The sequence below is a fragment of the Helicobacter trogontum genome, from assembly GCF_000765905.2.
Taxonomy (GTDB): Bacteria; Campylobacterota; Campylobacteria; order Campylobacterales; family Helicobacteraceae; genus Helicobacter_A; species Helicobacter_A trogontum.
Genome location: NZ_JRPL02000023.1, coordinates 12250 through 39171 on the forward strand (window position 1 = coordinate 12250; position 26922 = coordinate 39171).

At 33.0% G+C, this 26922-nt stretch carries 27 protein-coding genes; 18 read left to right on the plus strand and 9 right to left on the minus strand.

What is annotated here, in order from left to right; translation table 11 throughout:
- Positions 1 to 93: 93 nt before the first annotated feature.
- The 3 genes from cmoB to LS81_RS08315 all read right to left on the minus strand — a co-directional run bounded on the left by cmoB (position 94) and on the right by LS81_RS08315 (position 3880).
- Positions 94 to 1182, minus strand: coding sequence for a tRNA 5-methoxyuridine(34)/uridine 5-oxyacetic acid(34) synthase CmoB (gene cmoB, locus LS81_RS08305; protein ID WP_104696432.1), 1089 nt, complete (start codon positions 1180 to 1182; stop codon positions 94 to 96).
- A gap of 21 nt (positions 1183 to 1203) precedes the next feature.
- Positions 1204 to 2595: a hypothetical protein gene (locus tag LS81_RS08310; protein ID WP_034346285.1), complete on the minus strand. Its 1392-nt coding sequence runs from the start codon at positions 2593 to 2595 to the stop codon at positions 1204 to 1206.
- A gap of 88 nt (positions 2596 to 2683) precedes the next feature.
- Positions 2684 to 3880: a DegT/DnrJ/EryC1/StrS family aminotransferase gene (locus LS81_RS08315; RefSeq protein ID WP_034346288.1), complete on the minus strand. Its 1197-nt coding sequence runs from the start codon at positions 3878 to 3880 to the stop codon at positions 2684 to 2686.
- Positions 3881 to 3941: 61 nt separating this feature from the next.
- Here LS81_RS08315 and LS81_RS08320 point away from each other — a divergent pair, with 61 nt between their 5' ends.
- Positions 3942 to 4913 (plus strand): transaldolase, encoded by a 972-nt coding sequence (locus LS81_RS08320; RefSeq protein WP_034317044.1) that lies wholly within the window; start codon positions 3942 to 3944, stop codon positions 4911 to 4913.
- Positions 4914 to 5317: 404 nt separating this feature from the next.
- On the opposite strand, the gene LS81_RS08325 is transcribed toward LS81_RS08320, so the two are convergent.
- Together LS81_RS08325 and LS81_RS08330 are read right to left on the minus strand one after the other, a co-directional pair.
- Positions 5318 to 5833: a DUF2147 domain-containing protein gene (locus tag LS81_RS08325; RefSeq protein WP_034346291.1), complete on the minus strand. Its 516-nt coding sequence runs from the start codon at positions 5831 to 5833 to the stop codon at positions 5318 to 5320.
- Between the two features lie 12 nt (positions 5834 to 5845).
- Complete coding sequence (locus LS81_RS08330; RefSeq protein WP_034346292.1) at positions 5846 to 6358, minus strand: NanQ anomerase/TabA/YiaL family protein; 513 nt, start codon at positions 6356 to 6358, stop codon at positions 5846 to 5848.
- A gap of 519 nt (positions 6359 to 6877) precedes the next feature.
- Between LS81_RS08330 and LS81_RS08335 the strand changes: the two genes are divergently transcribed.
- From LS81_RS08335 to LS81_RS08390, 12 genes are all read left to right on the plus strand, one after another.
- On the plus strand, positions 6878 to 8815 hold the full coding sequence (locus tag LS81_RS08335) for an NAD(P)-binding protein (protein ID WP_034346295.1): 1938 nt from the start codon (positions 6878 to 6880) through the stop codon (positions 8813 to 8815).
- A gap of 139 nt (positions 8816 to 8954) precedes the next feature.
- Complete coding sequence (locus tag LS81_RS08340; RefSeq protein WP_233715849.1) at positions 8955 to 9113, plus strand: hypothetical protein; 159 nt, start codon at positions 8955 to 8957, stop codon at positions 9111 to 9113.
- 199 nt (positions 9114 to 9312) lie between these two features.
- Entirely contained in the window at positions 9313 to 10338 is a 1026-nt protein-coding gene (locus LS81_RS08345; protein ID WP_104696433.1) for a glycosyltransferase family protein, read from the plus strand.
- Complete coding sequence (locus LS81_RS08350; RefSeq protein WP_233715850.1) at positions 10335 to 11072, plus strand: glycosyltransferase; 738 nt, start codon at positions 10335 to 10337, stop codon at positions 11070 to 11072. Before LS81_RS08345 ends, LS81_RS08350 begins: the two co-directional genes overlap by 4 nt.
- Positions 11069 to 11908: a Gfo/Idh/MocA family protein gene (locus LS81_RS08355; protein ID WP_034346600.1), complete on the plus strand. Its 840-nt coding sequence runs from the start codon at positions 11069 to 11071 to the stop codon at positions 11906 to 11908. Before LS81_RS08350 ends, LS81_RS08355 begins: the two co-directional genes overlap by 4 nt.
- The gene (locus LS81_RS08360; RefSeq protein ID WP_052089261.1) at positions 11909 to 13009 is read left to right on the plus strand and encodes an FAD-dependent oxidoreductase; all 1101 of its coding nucleotides are present in this window, start codon (positions 11909 to 11911) and stop codon (positions 13007 to 13009) included. It begins immediately after the preceding gene.
- Between the two features lie 88 nt (positions 13010 to 13097).
- Positions 13098 to 14093 carry a YhdH/YhfP family quinone oxidoreductase gene (locus tag LS81_RS08365; RefSeq protein ID WP_034346598.1) on the plus strand — a complete coding sequence of 332 codons (996 nt, stop codon included), beginning with the start codon at positions 13098 to 13100 and terminating at the stop codon, positions 14091 to 14093.
- A gap of 63 nt (positions 14094 to 14156) precedes the next feature.
- Positions 14157 to 15596 (plus strand): saccharopine dehydrogenase family protein, encoded by a 1440-nt coding sequence (locus LS81_RS08370; RefSeq protein ID WP_034346596.1) that lies wholly within the window; start codon positions 14157 to 14159, stop codon positions 15594 to 15596.
- Between the two features lie 401 nt (positions 15597 to 15997).
- Complete coding sequence (locus LS81_RS08375; RefSeq protein ID WP_034346594.1) at positions 15998 to 16468, plus strand: restriction endonuclease; 471 nt, start codon at positions 15998 to 16000, stop codon at positions 16466 to 16468.
- A gap of 91 nt (positions 16469 to 16559) precedes the next feature.
- Entirely contained in the window at positions 16560 to 17168 is a 609-nt protein-coding gene (gene tcmP / locus LS81_RS08380) for a three-Cys-motif partner protein TcmP (protein ID WP_034346592.1), read from the plus strand.
- Positions 17169 to 17251: 83 nt separating this feature from the next.
- Entirely contained in the window at positions 17252 to 17632 is a 381-nt protein-coding gene (locus tag LS81_RS08385) for a hypothetical protein (RefSeq protein ID WP_034346591.1), read from the plus strand.
- A complete protein-coding gene (locus LS81_RS08390; protein ID WP_034346589.1) occupies positions 17629 to 18405 on the plus strand; it encodes a phage Gp37/Gp68 family protein in 777 nt (258 codons plus the stop codon). Before LS81_RS08385 ends, LS81_RS08390 begins: the two co-directional genes overlap by 4 nt.
- A gap of 104 nt (positions 18406 to 18509) precedes the next feature.
- Here LS81_RS08390 and LS81_RS08395 read toward each other — a convergent pair whose 3' ends face one another.
- Entirely contained in the window at positions 18510 to 19985 is a 1476-nt protein-coding gene (locus LS81_RS08395; protein ID WP_034346588.1) for an aldehyde dehydrogenase family protein, read from the minus strand.
- A gap of 154 nt (positions 19986 to 20139) precedes the next feature.
- Here LS81_RS08395 and LS81_RS11320 point away from each other — a divergent pair, with 154 nt between their 5' ends.
- The gene (locus LS81_RS11320; protein WP_158659394.1) at positions 20140 to 20289 is read left to right on the plus strand and encodes a hypothetical protein; all 150 of its coding nucleotides are present in this window, start codon (positions 20140 to 20142) and stop codon (positions 20287 to 20289) included.
- A gap of 663 nt (positions 20290 to 20952) precedes the next feature.
- Here LS81_RS11320 and LS81_RS08400 read toward each other — a convergent pair.
- Genes LS81_RS08400 through LS81_RS08410 form a run of 3 tightly spaced genes read right to left on the minus strand, consistent with a single transcriptional unit; the run spans position 20953 to position 22938 of the window.
- Positions 20953 to 21903: a TonB C-terminal domain-containing protein gene (locus LS81_RS08400; protein ID WP_034346587.1), complete on the minus strand. Its 951-nt coding sequence runs from the start codon at positions 21901 to 21903 to the stop codon at positions 20953 to 20955.
- On the minus strand, positions 21900 to 22292 hold the full coding sequence (locus tag LS81_RS08405; protein ID WP_034346585.1) for a biopolymer transporter ExbD: 393 nt from the start codon (positions 22290 to 22292) through the stop codon (positions 21900 to 21902). The genes LS81_RS08400 and LS81_RS08405 overlap by 4 nt, the downstream gene beginning before the upstream one ends.
- Entirely contained in the window at positions 22285 to 22938 is a 654-nt protein-coding gene (locus tag LS81_RS08410; RefSeq protein ID WP_034346584.1) for a MotA/TolQ/ExbB proton channel family protein, read from the minus strand. The genes LS81_RS08405 and LS81_RS08410 overlap by 8 nt, the downstream gene beginning before the upstream one ends.
- Positions 22939 to 23239: 301 nt before the next feature.
- Here LS81_RS08410 and fliW point away from each other — a divergent pair, with 301 nt between their 5' ends.
- The 4 genes from fliW to LS81_RS08430 all read left to right on the plus strand — a co-directional run bounded on the left by fliW (position 23240) and on the right by LS81_RS08430 (position 26672).
- Positions 23240 to 24067, plus strand: coding sequence for a flagellar assembly protein FliW (fliW, locus tag LS81_RS08415; protein WP_052096558.1), 828 nt, complete (start codon positions 23240 to 23242; stop codon positions 24065 to 24067).
- Positions 24068 to 24076: 9 nt separating this feature from the next.
- On the plus strand, positions 24077 to 25273 hold the full coding sequence (locus LS81_RS08420) for an HD domain-containing protein (RefSeq protein WP_034346583.1): 1197 nt from the start codon (positions 24077 to 24079) through the stop codon (positions 25271 to 25273).
- Positions 25274 to 25525: 252 nt separating this feature from the next.
- Positions 25526 to 25729 carry a cbb3-type cytochrome oxidase assembly protein CcoS gene (gene ccoS, locus LS81_RS08425; protein WP_034321044.1) on the plus strand — a complete coding sequence of 68 codons (204 nt, stop codon included), beginning with the start codon at positions 25526 to 25528 and terminating at the stop codon, positions 25727 to 25729.
- The gene (locus tag LS81_RS08430) at positions 25716 to 26672 is read left to right on the plus strand and encodes an NAD(P)-binding domain-containing protein (RefSeq protein WP_034321041.1); all 957 of its coding nucleotides are present in this window, start codon (positions 25716 to 25718) and stop codon (positions 26670 to 26672) included. The genes ccoS and LS81_RS08430 overlap by 14 nt, the downstream gene beginning before the upstream one ends.
- Positions 26673 to 26922 lie beyond the last annotated feature (250 nt).

Consider the following 26922-nt stretch of genomic DNA (forward strand, 5'->3'; position numbering starts at 1 on the left):
TGTAAGATGTAAGTATATGGATGGGGTGTGTTACAAAAAGATTATTGAATAGATGAGAAATAAAGAAATAAGAAGATATTATAAGTAAAGCAATTATGAAAGCATAAAGATACCCCGACATGCTGGAGGATATCCTTCTGCTGTTTGTGTGCTTGTAAGATAATCACCTAAACTTTTTTTGTCTATAAAATCTGTGCTTCTTTGCTCTGTGTTATCTGTATATGAATAGCTTAGAAGCTCACAGGACTTAAAACCTGCATGCAAGGCAAGATTTTGTAGGGCTTGTGGGCTAAATATGTAAAATACATTTGGCATTTTTGCATAAGTAGGATATGGGCAAAGGCATGTTGGGCTTTCATCTTGTAATATAAGTGTCTCGAGCAATAAGATACCATTTGGTGCCAAAACACTTTTTAGCTGCTTAAGTGTTTGTAATGGCTCTTTTCTGTGATATAGCACACCTAAACATAAAACAAGATCATATTTTGCACGAAGTTTTGATACATCTTGCACTCCTAGAAGACGAAAATTGCAATGTGAAATATTTGAGAGTTTATATATAAAATAAAATTGTAGGAAAAATATTGCAATAGGGTCGATACCTGTAATATGTTTTATTCCGCGTAATGCTAAATCAAACATATAATAGCCATTATTACAACCCACATCAAGCACAGCTTTATCTTTTAAATCATATTGCATTGTATCTAGGGCTTTTAATATAAGTTTCATTTTTTTGTTGCTTTGCCACTCAGAATCAATAAAAAATTGCATATTTTTACTATCTTTTGTATAGTGCAAACAAAAAGGACCTTTCCTCCATGGTTTGAGCTCTAAGATTAAGTCGTTTAATAGCGCTATTTCTCTATGGCTTATCATGTCTTTATGAAAAAAGAGACTAAAGGCTTCTTTTGTATTATCTTCTTTAGGTTCTAAAATGGGTGTATTGTCTGGGTTATGGGACATACTATCATTGTTATATAGTCTTGAAATGCTATAGGTTGCCTTTATTTGAAGCGTGAGTAGCTTGTATAAAATCTCATGATATGGCTTTAGGGATTTTAGCTCTGCTTCACTCCATTGTGAGAGAATAGAATCTTTTTTGCATAAGTCTTGTATTAGTATATCTTGTTTGCAAGATGTATATATGGAATCATAATTATTTGGTAGATCACTCTTCATAATAGACTCCTAGATTCTATCTTATAATTGTATGCCATATGCACTAAATAGATTTGGTGACTGCGTTATGGCATGGATTGTTTTTTGATCTTGTTGCTTGTTTGGTTTTAGCAAACCACTTTCTTTTTCAAATCTTTTCTTTGAGATTCCATAAATAATTGCAAGATGGTATGGAGTCTTGGTTAGAATTTGCACAAGATGGTTTATGTGTGCGTAAGGAATAGTAATATTTTTTTGAGTTGTTTTTGGTAACTTTGTATTTTTTGCATAGCACGATAGTATTTTTAAGTGACCTGCTTCTACTTTTAGGTATTCAATTAAGATATTAGAATCTTGATTCTTTCGTAAAGATTCAAATATGATATGCACATTGCTTTGTATTTCAGCACTATAGTCAAAATCCTTTTCTTGCAAACTAGGACATGCAAAAAATGATGGGTTTGCACAAAATAGCAAACTTTTTTCTTTTGTGCCCACACTCAATCTTTCACTAGAATCAAAATGGCAGCAACTTAATTCATCTAAATGCACCCCATTAATGTCTATATTGCTTTGCATATATTTTGGTACCTTAGGATTAAAAGGCCGCAACTCCTGTCCTGATACAATGTGTGTAGTCTTTGATTCTCTTGCATACAAGCCACCTACAGATTCTATATAGGATTGCCAATATTCATGCTTCAAAAATGAGAAAGTTGCCATAAGACTCTCTAAAAAAGGCAATAAAACATAGGGTAGAGAAATCTTATAAACTACATTTTCCCAAATGATTTTACTCTCAAAAAGTGCATAGCTAATAATACTGCAATGTTTGTAATATTGCCTTGGGACTTCCTTTTCTAGATCATATTGCGAAAAAATACTCCGACTTCTCTCTAGCCTTTGCCTTGCATACTGCACAGAAAAACATGTGTGCATTTGTAGATTCTCTAGGGCTTGAATACTTGTTAATAGAATCTTGCAAAAAGGAAGAGTGTTTTCATCTTGAATGTTATCTTGGTTGTTATATAGTTCAAACACTTCTTCTAGGCAATCTTGTAGGGTTGTGCTATATAAGATAGGTAAGTCTACTTGTAAGCTTTTGGCTAAGGATGTTTCAATGGGTGTAAGCATAAGTAATGTATATTGAGATTCTAAGAGAAAGTAACGCACAAGCCTACGCATACTTTGCTCTATATTTGACACCTTGATCCATGCAATCTCTGTATCATCACTACATGTTGCATCGCCTTCAAAAACGATACCATAAGCACCATTTGCTATTGCTTGTTTTATATCACTTGCATTTAATGCAAAAAAAAGCGTCCCACTTACAACTTTTTTTACATTATATGTTATTCCACTAAAAGCACTAATAAAAGGTGTATTTACCAACTCTCCATATAAAATATCAAGTGCTTTATCCAATCTCATCTTATTTCTTTATAGAATCTACAAAATCTTTAAATCAGTTTATGATAACATAAAATTGCAAAAACTATTATATAAGCATTATAAAACGCTATTTTTTTGTATAAACATCAAAAGTTTCCATAATGTGATCAGCAATTATTTTTGCTTCTTGCAATGTCATATTCTGATGACATGGTATTGATAGCTCTTTGCTATAAAAAGATTCTGCATTTGGTAGTGGAGGGTTTTGCAGATATTTATAAGCCTTAAAATTATAAATTGGTTTATAATGCACCTGCACACCGATATTATGCTTTGCTAGTGTGTTTGCAATCTCCTCTTTCTTGGCAATGAGATGAGATTCTAATAAGAGTGGGTATAAATGATATGTACTTTTTACAGAATCTTCAATATGTAAGGTTTTGCAATGAGGGTTGTTTTTGAAATAATTATCATAAAAAGATGCAATTTCTTGCCGTTTTGCAAGAAAAGAATCTAGTCGCTTTAGTTGCGAGATTCCAAGACTAGCACTTACTTCATGTAAACGAAAATTAAATCCAAGCATTATGCAATCGTGATTATAAGGTGTATGTTTTATAATACCGTGACTACACACAAGAGAGGCAATATTGGCAAAAAAGTCATTATTGCATACTAATGCTCCCCCCTCACAGGTGGTAAAAGGTTTTACTGCATGAAAGCTAAAGATACTCATGTCAGCTAGGCTTCCTGCCTTTTTGTTGTCATAAGTTGCCCCAAATGCATGACTTGAATCTGAAATCCATAATATATTATGCTTTCTTGCAAACTCTCTGAAAGCATACATATTCACACTATTACCTGCATAATCTACAGAACATACTGCAATAGTGTCTTCACGCAATAAAGATTCTAATCCAGATAGTTCCAAGTTACCATTTTTATCAATATCTGCAAAAATTGGGGTAATGTTATTTGCAAGCATCATATTTGCTGTAGCTACAAAGCTTATTGGAGTTGTAATAATGCTAAATGAGTTCTTTTTTGCCGCATAATCTAGATTTGCTGCATTTTTAAGTCTTGCTTCATTATTATATCTTCCACTTACAACATATTCTTTTAGTGCATAAAAAGCTGCATATAGTGCTGAAGTGGCAGAATTAAAACTTACAGCATGTTCTGTACCTATGTATGAGGCAATAGTTTCTTCAAATTGTTTGGTATATTTTCCTTGTGTTAAGTGGGTGGAAAAAAGTGCATCTATGACTGCTAGTTTATCATCGTCGTTAATAGATTGTGTGCTATAAGGAATAAAATTTTCCAACATTGCTAAAACCTTTTAAAAAAAAGTTATAATCACAGAAATATACCATAAGTTAAGGAATAAGATGATAAGCATTTGGTGTGATTTTATAGAAAGAAGTTTCTTGCAGGGTGAATTTAAGGAGCTCGTTGCACAAGGTAAAGTGCAGGGTGCAACGAGTAATCCTAGTATTTTTGCACAGGCTTTAAAAAGCGAGAGCTATCATTCAAGCATAAATGAACTGAAACAAGCAGGAAAAAAACCAAAAGAAATATATGAAACTCTAGCAATAGAGGACATTAAAATGGCTAGTCAGATTCTCATGCCACTTTTCCTTGAAAACCCACAAAATGGGCTAATAAGTATTGAAATTGACCCATTTTTATCAAATGATATCAATGCAAGTATCGATGAAGGTGTGCGATTGTGGCATGAAATAAATGCAAAAAATGTGATGATTAAGGTTCCTGCAACGCAAAGCGGATACACCATAATGGAGCATTTAATGTTGCGTGGTATCAATGTGAATGCAACTTTGGTTTTTACAAAAGAGCAGAGCAGAAGAGTGTTGCAGGCATTTCAAAAAGCTAATACACAGGCACAAGGTGTAATTAGTGTATTTGTATCACGATTTGATAGGGCTATTGATTTGCAACTAAAAGATGATTCCTTGCGTGGTAAATATGGTATTGCAAATGCTATTGCAATCTATAAAGATTTTCTAAGTCAAAAACCACAGCAAAACTATCGAATATTATTTGCGAGTACAGGAGTGAAAGAGAAGAATGCAATTTATAATGATGAGGGTTATTATGTGTATCCACTCGCATTTGAAAATTGTGTTAATACGCTTCCTTTACAGACGCTTCATGCGTTGCAAATGCAGAATCTAAAAGCTCCAAGTATGCAGCAAATTGCTTCATTTGATGATTTAGAAATTGCAGCAAGTTTAGAAGAAATGGATATTAATCTTGTTGACATTGAAGAGAAACTTCTGCAAGAGGGGCTAAAAAGCTTTGAGACAAGTTTCAATGATATGCTAAACTCTCTTGCATAATAATCTCTAAGCTAATTTCTATATAAATGCTTTTTGCACTTTTATATATAGTGTCAGATGTAATTAGGTTATAAGTGCCCCTACTAAAGCGATAAAATATCAAATGTGTTATTATTCATAATTGTTAATAATCTAGAATCTTATACATTCTATACAAGCTTATAGAGCCTAAGTTGTTGATATAATGCGTTTAAGATGCTTTGTATCATTTAATATTATTTGCTTTGATGTATGTAATTTTTGTCATATTTTTCGTTTTTCCATGCTGCATTCAACATGCTAAGTTCAGAATCTAAAACTAGAAGAGAGATACAGAAATTTGTATTAGTAATGTTAGGGCAAGAATAAGTCTTTGTCAAAGTTTAATATATTTAGAGAGTGATATGTTATTAAACCTTGCTGTATTATTTCTTGCTACGCATAGTATCGTTAATTGTTGGTATAATGTGTTTAAGTGGCACTCTGTAGCGTTGATATTGTTTGCTTTGATCTGTATTTAATCTCTGCCACTCATAAGCCCTACTTAACATATAATAGGAGTCTAGTGCACCTATAAAGTCGATCTTATCATTTTCTTTTGGCACAATCTTGCCATAATATGTTTTGCAGTTATAAAAATTATAGATAGATCCATTTACAAAATGTCCTTCATCATTTTCTGTATAACCATACCCAAATACAACCCCAACACTCTTCCTTTTACGCAAATCAGCATTTTTGTTACATGAATCTTTAATGGGCTCTGCTTCAAGATTTTTTACTCCATATATATAATATTTACCATCATGTTTAAAGATCTCAACAATTGCTTGACCTCCTTCAGTACCCTTATGCGTTAAATAAATACCTGAAATATCTCTTGCATAAATAACACTAAAAAACCCCCATATTAAACACACTCCATAGCGTAATAAATGCATATTTTCTCCTAATTACAAAGATTTTACAAGATAAGATTCTAGTAGCGTTTTTGGGACTTTTGCTACTACTTTATATACTCGATTGTTTGTGATGTGTTTATGCTTTAAACCCCCAGCATGCACATCATGTGGGAAAAATACGCAAAGACATGCTTTATTTGAAAGGATCTTATGAGCAGATTTGTTTGACTTATATACAATTAAATCTCGTGCTTCATTATATGCTTCTGTAATCCTAAAATCTTTGGAATCCCCTATCATAAAGCATTCACTACCATGAATTGTAAGTTGAAAATCAATATATTGATTATGCGTTTCAAAAAACGCATGTTTATATGGTTTTAGTTTATATGTTTGCAACATTGCAAAAATACCGCAATTTAAATCAATTCGAATTCCATTTTTATAATCTTGCTTTTTATACTCACCCTGCAAACAAGCCTCAAAAAAAACATAAAGTTGTTTCAATGCTTCATGTTGGCAAAAAAGCCACGTACAATTATTAAGTTTTGAAATAATAGCCATTTATCACTCTCCCATTCCCATTATAATCGAAACTCTATAATAAACTCTCTTAAAAGCTGCTTTAAAATAACTAACTCGTTTATAACATATCTATCAAAAAATGATATTTGATGGGTTTTGCTACAAAAAATCAAACTAAACTTTTTCCAAGAAATATGAGTTTAAATAACATCAAATGTATTCAGGATAAATGGGGATGAGGTTGTCTAAGAATAATACTTAGATTTATTTATGACATCTAATGCGATTGATTTTGTCTTAATTATGGTTTAATTTCTTAAAGATCTGTATTTCAGATATATGCTTATGTCTTATATCTAGTCTTTTATTATTAAGAATATATTATTTTTGAAGTTTAGAGTATAACTCAAAGTAGAAATATCTCAAAAAAAGAGGATCAAGAAGTCTTTTTGATGGCAACAATATGCAATTACTTCATATCTATTTGCACCTCTTTATTATCCTCAATTTTACATACCATTATATAATGCTAAATATCTAATTTATGAGGAAAGAAATATGAGACAAAAGATTGATCGTAGAGACTTTTTAAATGGCATGGCATTAAGCATTGTCGCAGGTATGAGTCCTTTACAACTTTTGGCAGATTCCACAGGTTCTCAAAGCAAAACAGATTTAGAATCTATGCAAAATTTTGGGCTAGATTCTAGCTATTATCCGCCAAAATGGCTAGGACTCCGTGGTAGCAACGATAAAAGTTATGAATTTGCACACATGCTTAGAGATGGAGAAAAGTTTGAATTTAGTGCACTAAAGCCCAAGGAAGAGTATGATTTGGTAGTTGTTGGTGCTGGGATTAGTGGACTATCTGGTGCACTTTTTTATCAAAATAAATTTGGTAAAGATAAAAAAATTTTAATACTTGACAATCATGATGATTTTGGCGGACATGCAAGACGCAATGAATTTCAATTAAAAAATGGCACAATTCTTAGTTATGGTGGAAGCGAAAGCTTTCAATCACCAAAGGCACTTTATTCTAAAGAAGTGAATAGTTTGCTTGAACAAATTGGTATAAATGTAGATTCTCTAGCTAAGCGTTTTGATGTAAATTTTTACCCTGATTTAAAGCTTAGTCGAGGCGTATATTTTAGTAAATCTGAGTTTGGTGTAGATAAGGTTGTAAGTGGGAATCCAAGAAGTGTGATATGTGATGATGTGCCAAAAGATAAGTTAAATGCACGTGATATCCAAAGCTTTATTAATGATTTTCCAATGAGTAAAAAAGATAGAGAAGATCTTATTGAGCTTTTCCAAGATAACCAAGATTACTTTGCGGGTAAAAGTTTGAAGGAAAAAGAAAAGCTTATGGCAAAAACAAGCTACAAAGACTTCTTAAAGAATTACGTTAAACTCAGTGATGAAGCAATCAAATTCTTTGAGGGTATGACTGATGATTTTATGGCATTGGGCATTGATGCTGTATCATGCGATGATGCTAGAGCTGCTTTCTTGCCTGGCTTTGATAGTATGGGATTAGAACCGCTGGATGAAGAAAGTTTGGCAGAGATGGAGGAGCCCTATATCTATCATTGTGCTGATGGAAATGCAACTGTTGCAAGGCTCATAGTCAAAAAAATGATACCCCAAATTTGTGCTGGCGGCGATGATATGGATTCTATCACTTTAGCTCATTTTGATTACTCAAAGCTTGATAATCCTGCCCATAATGTCAGAATCCGCTTAAATAGCACTGTAATTAATGCAGAAAATATAAAAAATGGTGCACTTGTAACCTACATCAATAAAGGCAAGAGCTATCGAGTGAGGGCAAAAAAGGTGATTATGGCAAACTATAATGCTATGATTCCCTACATTATCCCAACTCTTCCGCAAGCACAAAAAGCTGCATTATCTCAAAATGTCAAGACTTCACTTATTCACACGAAAGTAATTATTAAAAATTGGCAACCTTTTATAAAGCTTGGTGTGCATGAAATCTACTCGCCAAGAATGCCTTATTCTCGCACAAAGCTAGACTACCCTGTGAATATGGGCGGATACAAACATCCAAGAGATCCCAATAAACCAATATGTATACATATGGTGTGTTGTATGGAAAGTGTGGCACGATTAAAAGGGATTGAGCTTGATGGACTGGATGCACGAGAGAGAGCAAGGGTAAATCGCCATATCTTGCTTGATATCCCATTTGAAGAGCACGAAGCGATGATAAAAGGACAATTACAAGGTATGTTAGGAAGTGCTGGATTTGATGCAGATCGCGATATTAGTGCGATTATACTTAATCGTTGGGGACATTGCTACTCTTATATGCCAAATTCGCTTTTTGATGATATGAATAAAATAGAAAAGACAATCAAACTTGCTAAAAAACCTTTCAAAAACATTGTAATTGCTAATTCAGATTCTGCTTATTCTGCTTATATGCACGCTGCTATTGATGAGGCATATCGTGCTGTACATGAGCTATAAAGAGATAGTACAAGCACATTTTCTACTTCTCACATATAGCTATAGAATCTGCAAGATTCTATAATATTTATACAAGCATCCATCTAGTAAAACTCGCTATAATACGTTATCTATAAATTATTAAATTATGGAGATAAAAATGGCTTGTGTATTACAAATTGGTGCAGGCGGTGCAGTAGCACATAAAATGGCGATGGATAGAGAGGTTTTTTCTAAGATTATCCTTGCTTCTTGCACGATTTTAAATGTGAAGCGATTGCAGATTTTATTTACTTCCATCAATAACAAAATATATTGAGTTGTAGAAGTTTGTCTAGATTTCGACGCCCCATTTTTGCACGATTTTTTTGATTATAACACATATTTTTAATAAAAAAGTTCCGAAGTCAAAAATATTAGAAATCTTGGTTACATCTCTTAAAACTTATGAATCTTTAATGATTTTTTGTTATAATCGTTCACCTGTGTAAATTTTCAAACAACTAAGGATTAGGTTTATGCTTGATAATACCTCTCTTATTTCAGTGGCAATTTTAAACAAAAATATTGATTATATCGTCCTACAAAATCTACACGACACTCTTGCAACACAATTCAAATATTTTGAAATCTTGCTAATTAATCCTAATTTTGTGCATTTAGAATCTAAAAAAACCAATGTAGTTTGTTCTAGCAAATCATCATCACCCCCCCCCCCCCAGAAAGATCTGTTGCTCCATCTAGAACCCAATTTACCGGATTCTGAAAATAGAACTCTTAGTAACCTTCGGATTATTTCTGCAAGAATGTTGAGTGAAGAAGTCAAATATTTAGTATTTTTGCAAAACTGCATAGGAGATTATATACTTTTTATGGATTTGGAACAAAACTCCATACAGGATTCCCAAACCATGCTTACCCAAGCCCGTTTATATGATGTGGTTGTTGGTTCTAGGATCACAAAACACCAAGGTATTATCGATAAATTTTTTTCATATATCTTTTATAAGCTGATTTCTATGTGTGGTTCGATGTCTATTAAGCATTCATATAGTGAATTTTGCGTATTTAATCGTAAGACAATACATTATCTACTAAATCAAGATGAAAGCATCAAGCTCCTATCTCTTGTGCAATTTGATGAAAGTTTCTCAAAATATGAGCATAGATTTATCCCACTCAAGAAATCCAATAAGAAATTTCTTCAAAGTTTAAATTTGGGTATTGATATTATTTTCCAAGGTTCCCATAGATTATTACGTGCGGCATCAATACTATCAATTTTTGTAGCATTCTTTAATCTTGTGTATGGCATCTATATTTTTCTATCCTTTATGTTTAGGTCGCACATAGAGGGTGGATGGACATCAAGTTCGATGTATATGGCAGGGATGAATTTTTGTTTGTTTTTAGTTTTGTGTATCATGAGTGAATATATACGAAGCATTTTGCTTCATGTCAAAAAACATAATCTCTATGATATTGTTGATGAAAAAAGCTCTTTGGATTTAGATTTTAAAGAGTTAAATGTGAGGGATAAGTGAAAAATAAGATATTGAATATAGTTCTACCGGTACTCAATGAACAAGACTGTCTAGAAAGTAGTGTGATAGAAACCTGTGTATTTTTGGAATCTCATCAAATTCCCTATCTCATAACTATCGCTGACAATGGCTCAACAGATAACACACCTGCTATTGCCAAACACTTGTGTCAGACACGAAAAAACATAGAATATGTTCGCATTGACAAAAAAGGTGTGGGTAGGGCATTTTTAGAATGCATAAATAGAAATCAGCAACGACAAGAAGCTTGTGAATTTATAGGTTATATGGATATTGATTTATCCACAAAACTTGATCACTTGCAAGAAGTTTATACGCAGCTCTTAAATCACAAGGCTATTGTTGTGGGTTCGAGGTTACTCAAAGATTCCAAGGTCTATAACAGGAGTCTAAAGAGAGAGATTAGCTCAAGAGGGTTGAATTTTTTGCTAAATTTTCTCCTAAACACTAAGTTCAGTGATGCGATGTGTGGTTTTAAATTTTACACTCATACTTACGCATACGATATATCTACCAAATGTCACAAAGATGATGGGTGGTTTTATTGTGCACAGATGCTTATAATCGCACAATATATGGGTATAGAGATTTATGAAATTCCAGTTGTATGGAAGGATGACAGAGATTCTAAGGTCAAAATATTTCGTTTAAGCCTCACGTATTTAAAACAAATTTTTATTCTTTGGCTAAAAAAAATCAGAGGTCGTTTATGAATGCTATTCTTATTGGCAGGGGCGGATGGGGTAAACTTTTAGAAACCTATATCCAACAAAGTGAAAATTTTACTCTACTTGGTGTATATGGAAGTGATTTTGATATTTCTCTTATTCCTTCTAATACTCAAGTAGCGTTCATTGCAACGCCACTTTGTGCACATTTTGACCTTACTATGGCGTGCATTACAAAAGGATTACATGTTTTTGTGGAAAAACCCACGTGTAAAACCTTAGATGAATTTTATATGCTGCAGGATTGCGCCAAACAACACAACCTTAGAATCTATACAGATTATATATACCTTTGCTCCAGCTCTATTTCTTATATCATTGAGATGATAAAAGATAAACCCTTGGATTCTATACATGCTACCATTACACAATATGGTAAATTTTATGAAAATGAAAGTGTGTTAGACGTGCTTGGCGTACATTGGCTTAGTGTATTTTGTAGTATATTTCCAGAACTTTATGTAAAACATTTCTTTTACCAAAATCCTTATCAATTACAGGCAACGTTTTTAACCAAAGATTGCAGATATAAACATTGCAAAATTACACTTTTTTGTTCTCTCTTACATGATAAAAAAGCTCGAACACTAGAGATTTATGCAAAAGACATGTCTATAGTTTTTGATATGCAAACAAATCCCACCATCAAAATTTCAAACCTTTCAGAATCTAAAAATATCCATTTCGACGAGCAAAATAATATTGCAAGAACACTTAACCATTTTTATGAGATATTATTTAATGATGAGTTGTATAACAAACATATAAAGATGTGCCATGAGATCTTGCAACTCTGTTGCAATATGAAACCTGCGATATAAATGAGGTTTAAAATGTATGATTGTGTTATTATTGGTGGTGGCTTTTATGGGTGTAATATAGCCCTTTATCTTTGTCAATATTATAAAAAAGTTTTACTCATAGAGCGAGAAAATGGTTTATTAAAAAGAGCTAGTCTCAATAATCAGGCTCGGGTTCATGGTGGTTATCATTACCCTAGAAGTTTACTTACAGCTTTTAGTTCACTAAAAAATTTTCAATATTTTTGCGAAAACTTTCAAGATGCAATCAAAAGTGATTTTGAGAAATATTATGCCCTATCAAGCATTGGTTCTAAATGCAACGCAAACCAGTTTTATCATATTTTTAAAAACATGAACGCTCCTATTGATGTCGCACCCCCGCACGTCAAGGCATTATTTGATAAAAATCTTATTTCCGAGGTGTTTAGTGTAAGAGAGTATGTATTTAATAGCGATATTTTGCGAGAAATTTTATCATCAAAACTCAAAAAAGCACATTGCGAAGTGACTCTCAACACAAAGGTACATTATGTTAAAAGTGCTATGACTGGGGTAGAAATTGGATTATCAAATGATACAAAAATATACGCACACAGGGTATTTAACTGCACATATGCTGGACTTAATGAATTACTGTTGCATTCTGAATTGCCACCACTTAATCTTAAGGCTGAAATTACGGAAATGGCTCTCGTTGAAATCCCTAAAATTCTGCATAACATAAGTGTTACAGTCATGGATGGAGCATTTTTTTCTTTTATGCCTTTTCCCACAAAAAATTTATATACCCTAAGTCATGTTCGCTATACACCGCATATGAGTTTTATGGACAAGGGAAATCTAGATAATTATCAAAATCTTGAGCAATACAGCAAAGATTCTCGTTTTATGTATATGATATACGATGCCAAACGCTATATGCCGATATTAAATGAGTGTATCTATAAAGATTCCATATTTGAGATAAAAATAGTAAGTATAAAAAATGAACAAGATGATGGAAGACCCATAATCTTTACAAAAGATTATGGGATAAAAAACTTTTACAATGTCTTAGGTGGTAAGATTGACAATATTTATGATATTTTGAATCATATAAAAGGTAGCATTTTTCAATAATCAATCATCACTATAATATCTCGCCCTCATGTTTCAAGTTGTTAATTTTGCTATCATTAACCTTAAGTTTTAAGATAAAGGAGTGTCTATGACCTTTAAAGCATTGTATGTAGATATGCAAGGAGAAAATCTCATACACGCAATAAAAAATATCACCATAGATGATCTATCAGATGGCGATGTGATTATAGAGGTCAAATACTCAAGTATCAACTATAAAGATATGCTTGCGTTTAAGAAAAAAGGTGGTGTGATTCGTAAGTATCCTATGATACCGGGTATAGATCTCTGCGGTGAGATTGTAGAATCCAACAATCCAAGCTATAACATAGGACAAAAAGTCTTAGCAACAGGCTTTGGTATAGGGGTTTCACACACTGGCGGCTATGCGCAATATGCAAGATTGCAATCATCATGGATTACGCCCTTGCCAAATGGATTATCACTCAAAGATAGTATGATAGTAGGCACGGCAGGTTTTACAGCAGCTTTAAGCATAGAATCTTTGCAACAAGCAGGCATGAATAAAAGCAATCAACCCAAGATAGCCATAACTGGTGCAACGGGTGGTGTAGGCACCATGGCAATCGCACTCCTTAAAGCAAAAGGTTATGACAATATCACCGCTATCACCTCCAAAGATAGCCAATCACCAATGCTAAAAAGTCTTGGCGCAAGTGATATCGTATCGCCAAAAGATATCATAAAAGATGATAACAAGCCCCTAAGACCGCAATGCTTTGATTATGTGATTGATTGTGTGGGTGGTGAATTAGCTGCAGGTTTATTGACACAAATATCCTATGGTGGAGCGATGAGTGTATGTGGGAATGCAAGTGGGATAGCTCTAAATACAAATATTTTGCCCTTTATCTTGCGTGGGATACAGCTTATTGGTATAGATTCTGTGGCATATCCAAATGAGAAAAGATTAAGAATTTGGAATGAAATCTCAAATGCAATGGAATTTATACGAAAAATACCTACCACAGAAGTTACACTTGATACACTAGTAGATAGATTAGATTCCATAAAAAATTCAACCAACACAGGAAGAAATATAGTATCAATCAATAATCAATAACTAAATGCTATAATACAGCTTCAAATTACCTAGTATTATATATTTCATTGTAAGGATTGTATTATGGCTTGTGTATTGCAAATTGGTGCAGGTGGTGTAGGCGGTGTAGTAGCACATAAAATGGCGATGAATAGAGAGGTTTTTTCTAAGATTATCCTTGCTTCTCGCACGATTTCTAAATGTGAAGCGATTGCAGATTCTATCCGTTCTAAAGGGCTTGGTGAGATTATTTGCGAGAGTGTGGATGCAGATAATGTGGAATCTATAGTAGCTTTGATAGAAAAATATAAGCCAAAGTTAGTGGTAAATGTGGCTCTTCCCTATCAAGATCTAGCTATCATGGAAGCGTGTCTAAGGACAAAGACGCATTATCTAGATACAGCAAACTATGAGCACCCAGATAATGCACACTTTGAGTACAAAGAGCAATGGGCATATGATACTCGATACAAAGAAGCAGGAATCTTTGGGCTTTTAGGCAGTGGATTTGATCCAGGGGTTACCAATGTATTTTGTGCGTATGCGCAAAAGCACTATTTTGATGAGATTCACAGCATAGACATACTTGATTGCAATGCAGGGGATCATGGATATGCATTTGCTACAAACTTCAATCCAGAGATAAACTTGCGAGAAGTGAGCTCTAAGGCCAGATTTTGGGTAAAAGATGAGAATCTATCACTAAATTCAGATCTAAAAAAAGACACCATCTATCGCAAATTTGAGCGAGAAGAAAAGCACTTTAAGCTAGATTCTAATACACAAGATCTAAGAAATGAAGACTATTTTGGTGGGCAGTGGAGAGATATCGCTCCGCTTGACTTGATGAAAGAGTGGGAATATATAGAAGTGGGAGTAAAAAATAGCTATCTACTTTATCACGAAGAGCTAGAATCTCTTATTAGAAATATCAAAGGGTTAAAGAGAATCCGCTTTTTTATGACTTTTGGAGAATCTTATCTCACACATATGAAATGCCTAGAAAATATAGGATTTTTACGCGTAGATGAGATAGAGCACAATGGACAAAAAATAGTGCCTATCCAAGTGCTAAAGACACTGCTTCCAGATCCAGCGAGCCTAGCTCCTAGAACCAAAGGTCAAACACACATCGGCTGCTATATAAAGGGCAAAAAAGATGGCAAAGATAAAACAATCTATATCTATAATATCTGTGATCATGAAGCTTGCTATAAAGAAGTCAATGCACAAGGAGTGAGCTATACTACAGGTGTGCCAGCGATGATTGGAGCAAAGCTTATCATAGAAAATAAATGGGGTATCAATCAAAACAAACTACAAAATAACGCAGATAATAGCGATATGCCAAAAGGTGGGGAAAATCAAGGGGTAGATTCTAATAATGGTAGTGGTGTATGGAATATGGAGCAAAATGACCCAGATCTATTTATGGCGGAGCTAAATAAACAAGGGCTTCCATATGTCGTGTGCGAGATAGATTCTAATGGAGAGAAAAAAGTGCTAGAGGATGGAAGGAAATAGGAAGTATTTAATTTATACTTTACTGTATCTGATAGTTAGCGTATTAGAATATATGGCTAAATTCTCAAATACGCAATATAGTACTTTTATGTAAAAAGCTAATAAATTGCAAAATATGAGGTAGGGAAATCAGACAAAACATCAATACTATGGGATCTATGGGTTTGCTTGAATTATGAGAATCTTGCATTAAATGTTCTAAAGAATAAAACTTCATATTTAATTGGAGATACTCTATATATTAAATATAAAGAAAGATTGGAATTTATTTTGAGATTCTATATAGTACTTGATAGAGGTAGAAATTTATAAGTGCAAAGAGTGATAAAGATAGCCATAGCTAGATAGAAGCAGTGATTTAAACTTATACAGGACGATAGAGAAATGGAGGGAATGAAAGCATGGAATTTTTACTTATAAGTTTTATTGTTATCGTTGTTGTTTTATTTCTTTTGATGCCAAAAAATAAGAAGTTTATAGTATCTAAAAATCATACTAGACAAAACAAACAAAAGGGAGATAAGTACGAATTACAAATTGGCAAGCATTATCAGCAATTGGGTTATAAGGTATATTTTAAAGGCATTAATGAGGGCTTAAAAGATCAAGGAATTGATCTGATAGCATATAAGGGCAAAGAAACACTTTTAATTCAATGTAAAAATTGGCAGAACTCACAAGTCAAACAAGAGCACTTGCGATTATTTTTAGGAGATTGCACAGCATATTTGGAGCAAAACCACAATATTTTTGCTAAAAAGAAAGTGAAGCGTGTGTTTGTGACAAGCTGTAAAAATATAGACTATGGCGTACAAAAATTTGTTGAAGAAAATAATGTGGAATATAAAATTATCCCTTATAATCATAGATAAGTTACAAATATAGAATAAAGTAATTTTGGTAGATAAGCTTAGGGGTATGCTTTGAACTATATAGATTAAGATAGGAGGTAAAAATAAAAAAATGGCGAAAGATATGCATAAAGAAGAGTGGGATAGTGCAACATTAACAAAACTAGATGTTTTTGAGCAATATATTGATGATTGGCTTAGTGTTACACTTAATTATGCAAAAGATAAGCACGTCTTTCAGACACTAGAAGTTTATGATTTATTTTGTGGCAGTGGGTATGATGGTACAAAAACATATAAGGGTTCTCCACTTAGGATTCTAGATGCAGTATTGAAACGAAATTGTAATGGTAAAAAAATAAAGATTTATTTTAATGACAATGATGAAAATAAGATTAAACAACTAGAGTCTATTATTATAGAACAATATCCTAATTTAGAGAATAAAAATGTGGAAGTAAAATATATTTCATCTGATACTCAAAGTTTTAAATTATATTCTAACAATTATTACAAGCTTATATTTTTAGATCAATACGGTATTCAACATATTAATAAGGTTAAAGAATTTTTATGCAAAGGAACAGATATCTTAATTTTTATTTCTTCTGGGCATTGTAGAAGATTTTTAGAAGAAGAATCATTTAAAAAATACTTAGATACTAAGTATATATCAAAAGAAGATTTTGAAGGAAAACAAGTTATCAAACCCATAGAGTAATAGCTGAATATTTTAAAAAGCTTTTACCTGATAAGTTTATTGCCCCTTTTTCTCTTATTAAAGATAATAAAAATATCAATGGTTTGATTTTTCTCTCTGCTCACAGGAAAGGACAAGAACAATTTTTAAAAACTGCTTGGAAAATAGATAAAGATTTTGGAGAAGGAAATGTAAATATAGACAAAGATATCTATAGAGAAAAAGAAACTTTATTTTATAACGAGAATACTCCTACACAAAAAGAGGAAGAATACCAAAATTTACTATTGGAGTTTTTAAAAGAAAAAAGAAACAATATTGAAATCAAAAATTTTGGTTTAGATAATGGATTTTTAACTACACATACAACAAAAATATTAAACAAAATTAAAGAAGAGTTAAACATAGATTATCACAATGGAAGTAAGCGTAGTTTTCATTTAGATAACAAAGAAATAAAAGTGCATATTGAGCTTAAAAAATGAAATCAACAAAAATTGAATGGACGCAAGCTAGTTGGAATCCAACTATTGGCTGCACCAAGGTTAGTGATGGTTGCAAAAACTGCTATGCTGAAGTCATGGCAAAGCGACTGCAAGCTATGGGCAATAAAGATTATCAAGATGGCTTTAAGTTTAAAATGCTTCCTAATAGGCTTAATGAGCCACTTAAAAATAAAAAACCCACACTATATTTTGTAAATTCTATGAGTGATTTATTTCATGAAAAAATGGATTATGCTTTTTTAGCTTCTATCTTGCAAGTTATCAAAGAAACCCCTTATCATCAATATCAAATCCTTACGAAACGCCCCAAAAGGATGAGAGAATATTTTTTAGAAAATGAAATTCCACCCAATGTTTGGCTAGGCACCACAATAGAATCTCATATGGTAAAAGATAGAATTGAATTAATCCGTGATTTGAAAGCAAATATAAAATGGCTTTCTTGTGAACCTTTAATAAGTGATTTAGGAGAGCTTGATTTAAGCGGTATTGATTGGATTGTAGCTGGTGGTGAAAGTGGGGCAAGAGCTAGACCTATGCAAAAGGAATGGGTACTAAAGATTAAAAAGCAGTGTAAAGAGCAAAATGTCGCTTTTTTCTTTAAGCAGTGGGGTGCTTATGGAGAAGATGGGGTCAAAAGAAGCAAAAAAGAAAATAGTGCAAAGCTTGATGGTGAGATTTATCAAGAATATCCTCAAAAAATACATGCTTTTATTTTAGAGAAACTTAAATCAAAATATCTCAATGAGTGATACTAAATTTATTCATAAATCTATTTGATTAGATCAATTTAGTGTTGATAGCTTATTTAAGCATTATGTAAAGGTATAAAATTATAAACGATTTTTCGTGCAACCTAAACCCCAAAGATTTTCTTTAATATTTTGATTTTTTTAAAACCAAAGATTTTTTTCTTAAAAGGTGGATAGCGTAGAGGCATATCAAAAAATGGTGCTTGATAGATACTTTTTTCTCTAGCAAAAGTTTTTGCGCTATATTTTCCATGATAGTTTCCAATACCGCTATTTCCAACCCCACCAAATGGTAAGTGATTATTGGCTACTTGCATAATGCAGTCATTAATACAACCCCCGCCAAAACTTAGGGTATTGATGATGTGATTTTGCTTATCTTTGTTATTGCTAAAAAGATAGAGCGCCAATGGCTTTTCAAAGCCTTGAATAAAAGTTTTGCATTCCTCTAGATTTTTGTATGTGAAAATAGGCAAAATAGGGGCAAAAATTTCTTCATTTAAAATATTAAGTTTGCATAATGCATCGTTGTTTTTTTGTGCTTCTAGGTAGGTATTAATATCGCCCATGTTGATAAGTGTTGGGGAGATTTTAAGTTTTGATTCTTCCAAGATTCCACCAAAAATAATGCATTCTTCTCCAAGATTTGTGATGGTGTTGTTTAGCAATGATTCAATGCGTTTAAAATGTCTAAGAGAAATGATTTTGCCATATTCTTGATTGGAGAGAATGGCAGGGATTATATCTTGAGCATTTGGTGCATAAAGACTAACAATAGCATTGATAAGTTCTGAAATAATGGCATCTTTTAAATCTTCTTTTATAAGTAGATAATCTGGTGCAATACAAGTTTGTCCTGTATTAAGCAATTTTCCCCAGATAATGCGTTTTGCAGTGATTTTAAGATTGGTGCTATCTTCCACAATACAAGGATTTTTCCCTCCTAATTCAAGGCTTATGGGTGTAAGATTTTTTGCTGCTTCTTGCATAACAATGCGTCCTATATTAACGCTCCCGGTAAAAAAGATATAATCAAATTTTTGCTCTAAGAGTTTCGCTCCAATTTCGCTATCTCCTTGTATAACTGCTACATGATTATTACTAAAAACTTCTTGCAATATTTTTTCTAAAATTCTTGCGCAATTTGGTGCATATTCTGAAGGTTTTAATACAACGCAATTTCCACAAGCAATGGCCACAATTAGAGGGTTTAGGCTCAAATTGATAGGGTAGTTCCAAGGAGAGATGATTAATACTACTCCATAGGGCTCATAATAAATTTTGCTTTTGCCTCCAAAATGGCTCAATGGAGTTTTTACAATTTTGGGCTTGCTGATTGTTTTTATCCATTTTTTTGCTGCTTTAATTTCTTCATAAACTTGAATAAGTTCAGACATATAAGCTTCTTCTTGGCATTTGTTGAGATCTAAAAACAGGGCATTAATAATTTCATTTTCATATTTTTTTATAGTCTTTTCTAGAAGTGAGAGTAAATGGATTCTTGCGGTTAGATTTTGTGTAGCTCTACTTAAAAAATATTGTTTTTGTTCTTGAATGATTGTTGAAATTTCTTGTTGCACTTGTTTCCTTTTAGGTAATTATAATAAAAATTGATTTTACATTATAGAATTTAATAAATGTTTTTAAGAGGGCATATATGATAGAGAAATAAAACAAGAATGCTGATATGTATTTATGCTAATTTTGTGTTTACTGATATAAGAAGGTAGATAAGTGCAAAGAGATGTGGTGATGAAAGTTGATATAGGTAGTAGGCATCATAAAAGAAGTGAGATTTTAAATATTAAGAAGCAATCTAGAGAGCAAAATAGCTTTTTAATAATGAGTAATTTAGAGGAGAGGGAGATGGCAAAAATACAATGAAATTTGTTGCATTGCAGAATAAAATTTATCTATAATATCAAGCATTACCAAATAATGAAAGTAAAATGATTGCTATATGAAACAACTAGCTATCTTAATCAAGGAAGTTTGCAAAACATAAAAGTATTTAAGACAAAGTGATTTATTTATATACCAATTAGGCTTAAGATGGAGTATAGAAAAGTATTTTTGCAGTTTTTGTTATGTCGTGTAATATCGCTTGTATAGATTCTAGACATTTTACATGTAATAGCATTTTGCAGGGCTTTAACAAGCATAGCATTTAAAGTATATTTATCGTAGCTATTGTAAGTAAAGACTGAAAGTAATGATATAGAAAGAGCAAATCCCTTTTTTTTATTTTGATTCTATAATACACTCTTGAGCTTAATTTGGACATAGTGCATTGATCGAGCATACTTCACTATCATTCATATGGTGGAATCTATAGGCTTATAACTTCAGAAGAGCAGTGCAAATCTTAAGGTAGTATAATATTCTTATAAATCTGTGTAGTTTGAGAGGTAACAAAGAAAATTTAGGCAAATAATGCAATTGAAGTTATTCGTATTTATGTAGAGATGTAAGTGTCTTTTATGGCATCACCTGTTTATATTAATGTTTAATGATGACATTCTTAGATCCTTTTTAATCAACCTTAAGTTAATGTCGCAGGGTATTTTCTAGCTCCATAGACAAATCAATACCTTCTGCAGGTGGTGGTGGGAAAAGCCTTGTCTCCATTTTGCGTAAAAAGGTAATCACAGAATCATTATAGTCGCCATATGGCGATTGAGAGACCATGTAGAGATAAGTAAGCTTCCCTCCAGCATCAATTCTGATACGGACTTTAGCACTTGTGGCTGCCTGATGAAAGCCTCCACTTTTTTGCCATTCACCCATTAGTATTTGCTCAATTTGTGCGTACCATTTGTCATATTTCTTTTTATCTTCAGCATTACCTGAGAATTTTGGCTTTTCAAGCACAATCTTTGTTGTCATTGCTTGTTTAATGTTTGTTTGGAGATTCTGTGTGGCTTGTTGCAATGCTTTTGTGCTTTGTTCTAGAGCTAGTGCATTTTGTGCGAGTTGTGCCTGTTTTGCTTGCTGTGCTTGTCGTATTTCATTTAATTGTTGCTGTCGTTTTGCTTCTTCTTCTCTGCGTATATCCTGAGAAGTTTGTGATGAGACATTAGCAAATACGTCGGCAAGATTTACTTCTTTTGGTTTTTCTTTTACTTCCTGTGGCTTTTCAACTGGTTTTTCTGCTAGTGTTTGTTTTGGTGGTGTTGTTTTTTTAGGTATCTCTATTTCTTGCTTTGCACTAGATTCTGTCAAGACTTCTTGTATTTGCTCTTGTGAATTGGTATCTTGTGCCATTGTCTGTTGCAATTCTTGCGATGGAGATTCTGTAACGCCTGTTAGTTCAACACTCTCATTTGATAAGATTTCTGCTATTACAGCATCTTCTTCACCATATCGAACCTGCTCTTTATGGAATCTAAAATTACCTATGAGTAAAATCAGCATGAGTGCATAGACAAACAAGGCGATAAGCCCACTCATGACATGCAATGAAGGGCTATTTTTATGGATGACAATATCTTCTTTCATTGTGTTCCTAATGATACTTTAGTAAAGCCTGCCTGTTTCAACACAGCAAATATAGGTAAAACTTCGCCATAATATAGGTTTTTATCAGCATAAATATAAACTGATTGTGATTTATCATATCTATTTGCACGTAATGAAAAGTTGTCCTTAAAGCTATCATAGGCGAACACATCTTTATCAACATGTATCTGCCTATCTTTATCGATGCGTACAGAGAGTATTGGGTTTAGTTCGGCACGTTTGCTTTTTGAACCATCTGGTAGCTGTATATCTTCACGATAGACTATTGCAGGTGTTGTTACCATGAGAATTGCAAGCAACACAAGCATAATATCAACAAGCGGGGTAATATTTAATTCAGGTTTTTCTTCAAGATCTAAATCATCCATTGACTTTTCCACCCCATACAATATTATTAGGTTTTTCTTGTGCAAAAGCCCCTTTGGTTCTCTCAAAGCCATTATCATCTATATCAGCAGTAGCAGCAAGAGCTACATCAATTTGTGCCTGTAAGCATACACCAAGCACTGCTATCCTACGCTTTAATATGAGGTAAAAAGAGTATGCAGGGATAGCACATAAAATTCCCCATGCAGTTGCTACGAGTGCTTTTGAAATAATAGGAGCGATAACTTCAAAGGTCGCCTGTCCTTGCGAGCCTAAATGTGCAAAGGCATCAAGTATTTCAGTAACCGTGCCAAATAAGCCAATAAATGGTGCAGTAGAGCTAACAATACTTAGAAATGTAAGCCCACCACTTGCATTTTTTAGAATCTGATTTTTCCAAACTTGCAACATCTCTTTTGATAAAAGCCTATGTCCTTTTGAGCGTGCAAAAACTGCACTTTGTGGGATACTTATGTCCCTTGATAATAATAAATCAAGTGAATATGACTCTCTATCTTGCATACCGCGTATTGCAAACCATTTGTAGATAAAAATCCATAAGGTAGCAATCACATAAAGTGATAGCCAAAAAATAACAAGCAGAGTAATAATCCCGCTTGTTTCAAAAAAGCCAACTAATGCACCCATAATCTTATCCTTGAAATTAACTGAAATCCCCTATTAACAATCCTAGAAATTATATACATAAATTGCAAACTTATAGAATATTTACATAATATTGCATAAAAGCAGTAATTTAGATAATAGGAGTTGGAGTTTGGGATAACAGATTTTTGGTTTTGCTGCGTTATGTGGTGGTTAGAAAATTTCTGCAATAACTTAAGACAATTTAAATACTAAAGAATGTTTGATAGATGGTATTCACACAAAACCTATATAAGGCACATATTTTGCTTCCTTGCTAAGAAAACGCCTGTATGGAACCTACATGAAAAATAAATATCTCTTAAAATCAAATATTAATAACGCACATAGAGTGATTTGTCAAGATAATCATGAAGTTATATTAGAGAGAATAGATTCTGTGTTTGCAAAGATGCTGTATCCATTGACAAATGTCAGTAGTGAGCAAAATCAAGGTCTGTTTGCCTCTCACGTAAAAGGACTTAACTTACTTAGCAAAAAGAGCTTATCAATGGGTTATGCTGATGATGAGGCTATCAAAAAATATAATCAAAAAGCTAATGTCCTAACGACACAACAAGATATTAATGAGGCCATTTTACACACACAAAAACAAAACACACAGATTCTATCAAAGCACTTAAAAGCACACCATAATAATGTGAGGCAGCCCAATGATGACTTTTTTAACGCCTCATTTTTACAAGAGCAAAAGAATTGCTCAATTGAAGATAAACAATCTCTAAATTCCAATCTTAGTATATTAAAGAATCTAATCGCCCCTTTGCAAACCCAACAAACAAAAGAGCCTCAAGATTCTAAAGTGCAAAAGAAAACGCAAGGGGATATAAAAGATAATGAGCCAATGGTATTGGCTCTTGTAAATCCTTATAAATTACGTGACTATTCATTCATGATTCCAGAGTACTTGACGCTGATTTTACATATTACAAAAAAAAGTAAGTTGCTTGTATATTGTCCGCTTGATTTAAATAGCCCACTTGAATCTTCAGAGATCAATTATCTCTTTCCTATCATATTTAATACAGAAACAAAATTTGCAGCACAGATTCCATTATCTATTATGGATTATCCAGATTTTAATAAACAGAAATTAAGGGATTTTCTATAAAGGATTCTTATGCAACAAATCTCACATTTAAACAAAAAACTCTTAGAAAGAATTTTTACAAGTGCCTCCATCAGAAGATGGAATGATAAAGCAGTGCCACTTGATTTTGTAGAATTAGATAAGCAAGCCCATAAAGTAATTCTTGCCTATATCTTTGCAAAATATGAAGAAAATAAGGGTAAAAGTGTTAATTACACAAAGTTAATACAGCAATTTCTCTTCGAGTTTTTTGAACGTATCGTGCTAACAGATATTAAACCACCCGTGTTTCATAAGCTAAAAAATGCACATGGCAAGGAGCTTGCAGCGTTTGTGGCACAAAGTCTTGCAGATGAGTTGCAAGGGTTTGATTTTTTTCTTTCTATGGAGGATTATCTTGCAGAAAAAAATGATAGTTTGGAGACACGAATCTTACAAGCGGCACATTTTTATGCATCCAAGTGGGAGTTTGATATTATTTATCACTTTAATCCAAAACTTTATGATATTGAAAATATCAAAGCGATTATAGATTCTCAAACGGAGGCTTTTTATGATTTAATTGGTATGCGTAATCTTTATCTCTATCAAGATATAAGAGAGCTTGTTGGTATGTTTGCTGAGCTTAGATTCCAAAAAAGGTGGAGTCAAACACCGCGTATTCCACAAACTTCGGTGTTAGGACATATGCTTATGGTCGCAATTTGTGCTTACCTTTTAAGTGTTAATCTTGGTGTCTGTGAAAAAATGCAAATTAATCATTTTTTTGGCGGTCTTTTTCATGATTTACCTGAGGTTTTAACAAGAGATATTATCTCACCGATAAAACGATCTGTTAAAGGACTTGATTCATTTATAAAAAGTATTGAAAAAGAAGAAATGGAATCAAAGATTCTAAGCAAACTCCCGCGCTTTATTCGCGATGACCTTGTTTATTGGACTGAAGATGAATTTCTAAATCGTTATCAAAAAGATGGCAAAGTTGTATTTGTAAGCGATATAAATCAGTTATTAACGCAATATAATTGTGATGAGTACATGCCTGTATGTGGGGAATTGCTAAAATTCTGCGATAAGCTCACAGCTTTTCTTGAAGCACGAATTTCGATTGCACATGGTGTAAGTAGCCCTGATTTAGTCAATGGAGCAAAAGCTTTGTATGGAGAATTATTGCAAAAAGAGATATTGGGCACACATATTGGGCTTGTTGTGCAGGATTTTATGTAACTTTTTTGAGATTACACATAAGTATGTGATAGTGATAGAAAGCTTTATGCCAAGCGTTTTTAAGATTGATTTCGCATAATTGCATAAAAATAGTTTATTAGTATATGAAACTTAGATTCTAGAAATTTTTGGGTGTGAAATGAATATATTGTGCGTAGTTATCCAGCATATATAAAGTATGGTGATTATGATTTCATTGAAAAACGTTCGTTATAATCGTGTTTCACATTGTTTTATAGAAAGGGAGATTCTATGAGTAGTTGGATTGTCATGCTTATGCTTGGCGTATCACTATGTATGGGATTTTTAGGTTTAGTTGCATTCTTATGGGGACTGCGAAATGGGCAGTTTGACGATAAGGAAAAAATGATGCGTGGTGTGCTTTTTGATAATGTTAGCGATCTTAATCATATGGCACAGCAAGATAAAAAGGATAAGAAATATGAAAATGTATGATGTTGTGATAGTGGGAGCTGGACCTGGTGGTATCTCAAGTGCTATTGAGTGTAAAAAAATGGGTATAGAGAGCGTTGTATTGCTCGAAAAGACAGATAATATTTCTGCAATGATAAGAGAGTATTATAAGGATGGAAAGCGTGTTGATAAGGATTACAAAGGACAGGTTGTAACACTCGCAGGACATATACCTTTTGGTGATGGCAATAAGGAAAGCACTTTAGAACTTTTTACAAAGCTTTTAGATGAAAATAATGTTGAGGTGTGTTTGCAGCACGAAGTTGATAATGTGATTAAGAAAGATTCTAACTTTATTGTAAGGACAACAAACAATATTGAATTCTATGCAAAACATGTAATCATTGGTATTGGAAAAATGGGAAAACCAAATAAACCAAGCTATCCCTTGCCTACGAGTCTACGCAAAAAAATTAACTTCAATATTAATGAGTGCGTGGCAGGAGAGGAGATCTTGGTTGTTGGTGGTGGTAACTCTGCAGTTGAATACGCTATTGCTCTTAATGCAATGACAAAAACGACACTCAATTATCGTCGAAAAGAATTTAATCGTATTAATGATGAAAATGCAAAAGAACTTGAAAAGAGTTTGCAAAATGGTTTGAGATCGAAATTTGGTATTGATATTAGTGCAGTGAATGATAAAGATTCTAAGCTAGAAGTAACTTTTAGCGATAATAGCGTCGAAGTGTTTGATAGGATTGTATATGCCATTGGTGGTGTTGCACCTGTAGATTTTTTAAGAAAATGTGGTATAGAGCTTGATTCTAATGGTGTTGCACAATGCAATGAAGTGCGGGAAAGCAATATAGAGAATCTCTTTGTAATTGGTGATCTTCTCTTTAAAAATGGTGGTTCTATCGCCATAGCTATGAATGATGCCTATACTATTGCAACAGAAATTCATAAAAGATTACAAAAATAAAGAGGATTGATTGGTATTTAGAATCTTAGTGACTCTTTAGATTCTATCTGCTCTTAGCATACTTGATCAAAATGCTATTAAAGTAACACACTCTAAAAAACATATTCAATCACAAACACACAAGCAAAGATGAGTTAATGCTATAGCATTTGTATGTCTTTAACATAACTGCATTAAACAAAAGATAGTTATTCTCCTTTTATATTCATAAAACCTTTGTTTATATTGGCAGTTATAGTTTAAAAGTGAG

What these genes read in the sequence shown, in the direction of transcription:
- cmoB (WP_104696432.1), bottom strand. Translation starts at nt 1,182, where the DNA reads ATGAAGAGTGATCTACCAAATAATTATGATTCCATATATACATCTTGC.
- LS81_RS08310 (WP_034346285.1), bottom strand. Translation starts at nt 2,595, where the DNA reads ATGAGATTGGATAAAGCACTTGATATTTTATATGGAGAGTTGGTAAAT.
- LS81_RS08315 (WP_034346288.1), bottom strand. Translation starts at nt 3,880, where the DNA reads ATGTTGGAAAATTTTATTCCTTATAGCACACAATCTATTAACGACGAT.
- LS81_RS08320 (WP_034317044.1), top strand. Translation starts at nt 3,942, where the DNA reads ATGATAAGCATTTGGTGTGATTTTATAGAAAGAAGTTTCTTGCAGGGT.
- LS81_RS08325 (WP_034346291.1), bottom strand. Translation starts at nt 5,833, where the DNA reads ATGCATTTATTACGCTATGGAGTGTGTTTAATATGGGGGTTTTTTAGT.
- LS81_RS08330 (WP_034346292.1), bottom strand. Translation starts at nt 6,358, where the DNA reads ATGGCTATTATTTCAAAACTTAATAATTGTACGTGGCTTTTTTGCCAA.
- LS81_RS08335 (WP_034346295.1), top strand. Translation starts at nt 6,878, where the DNA reads ATGAGACAAAAGATTGATCGTAGAGACTTTTTAAATGGCATGGCATTA.
- LS81_RS08340 (WP_233715849.1), top strand. Translation starts at nt 8,955, where the DNA reads ATGGCTTGTGTATTACAAATTGGTGCAGGCGGTGCAGTAGCACATAAA.
- LS81_RS08345 (WP_104696433.1), top strand. Translation starts at nt 9,313, where the DNA reads ATGCTTGATAATACCTCTCTTATTTCAGTGGCAATTTTAAACAAAAAT.
- LS81_RS08355 (WP_034346600.1), top strand. Translation starts at nt 11,069, where the DNA reads ATGAATGCTATTCTTATTGGCAGGGGCGGATGGGGTAAACTTTTAGAA.
- LS81_RS08360 (WP_052089261.1), top strand. Translation starts at nt 11,909, where the DNA reads ATGAGGTTTAAAATGTATGATTGTGTTATTATTGGTGGTGGCTTTTAT.
- LS81_RS08365 (WP_034346598.1), top strand. Translation starts at nt 13,098, where the DNA reads ATGACCTTTAAAGCATTGTATGTAGATATGCAAGGAGAAAATCTCATA.
- LS81_RS08370 (WP_034346596.1), top strand. Translation starts at nt 14,157, where the DNA reads ATGGCTTGTGTATTGCAAATTGGTGCAGGTGGTGTAGGCGGTGTAGTA.
- LS81_RS08375 (WP_034346594.1), top strand. Translation starts at nt 15,998, where the DNA reads ATGGAATTTTTACTTATAAGTTTTATTGTTATCGTTGTTGTTTTATTT.
- tcmP (WP_034346592.1), top strand. Translation starts at nt 16,560, where the DNA reads ATGGCGAAAGATATGCATAAAGAAGAGTGGGATAGTGCAACATTAACA.
- LS81_RS08390 (WP_034346589.1), top strand. Translation starts at nt 17,629, where the DNA reads ATGAAATCAACAAAAATTGAATGGACGCAAGCTAGTTGGAATCCAACT.
- LS81_RS08400 (WP_034346587.1), bottom strand. Translation starts at nt 21,903, where the DNA reads ATGAAAGAAGATATTGTCATCCATAAAAATAGCCCTTCATTGCATGTC.
- LS81_RS08405 (WP_034346585.1), bottom strand. Translation starts at nt 22,292, where the DNA reads ATGGATGATTTAGATCTTGAAGAAAAACCTGAATTAAATATTACCCCG.
- LS81_RS08410 (WP_034346584.1), bottom strand. Translation starts at nt 22,938, where the DNA reads ATGGGTGCATTAGTTGGCTTTTTTGAAACAAGCGGGATTATTACTCTG.
- fliW (WP_052096558.1), top strand. Translation starts at nt 23,240, where the DNA reads ATGAAAAATAAATATCTCTTAAAATCAAATATTAATAACGCACATAGA.
- LS81_RS08420 (WP_034346583.1), top strand. Translation starts at nt 24,077, where the DNA reads ATGCAACAAATCTCACATTTAAACAAAAAACTCTTAGAAAGAATTTTT.
- ccoS (WP_034321044.1), top strand. Translation starts at nt 25,526, where the DNA reads ATGAGTAGTTGGATTGTCATGCTTATGCTTGGCGTATCACTATGTATG.
- LS81_RS08430 (WP_034321041.1), top strand. Translation starts at nt 25,716, where the DNA reads ATGAAAATGTATGATGTTGTGATAGTGGGAGCTGGACCTGGTGGTATC.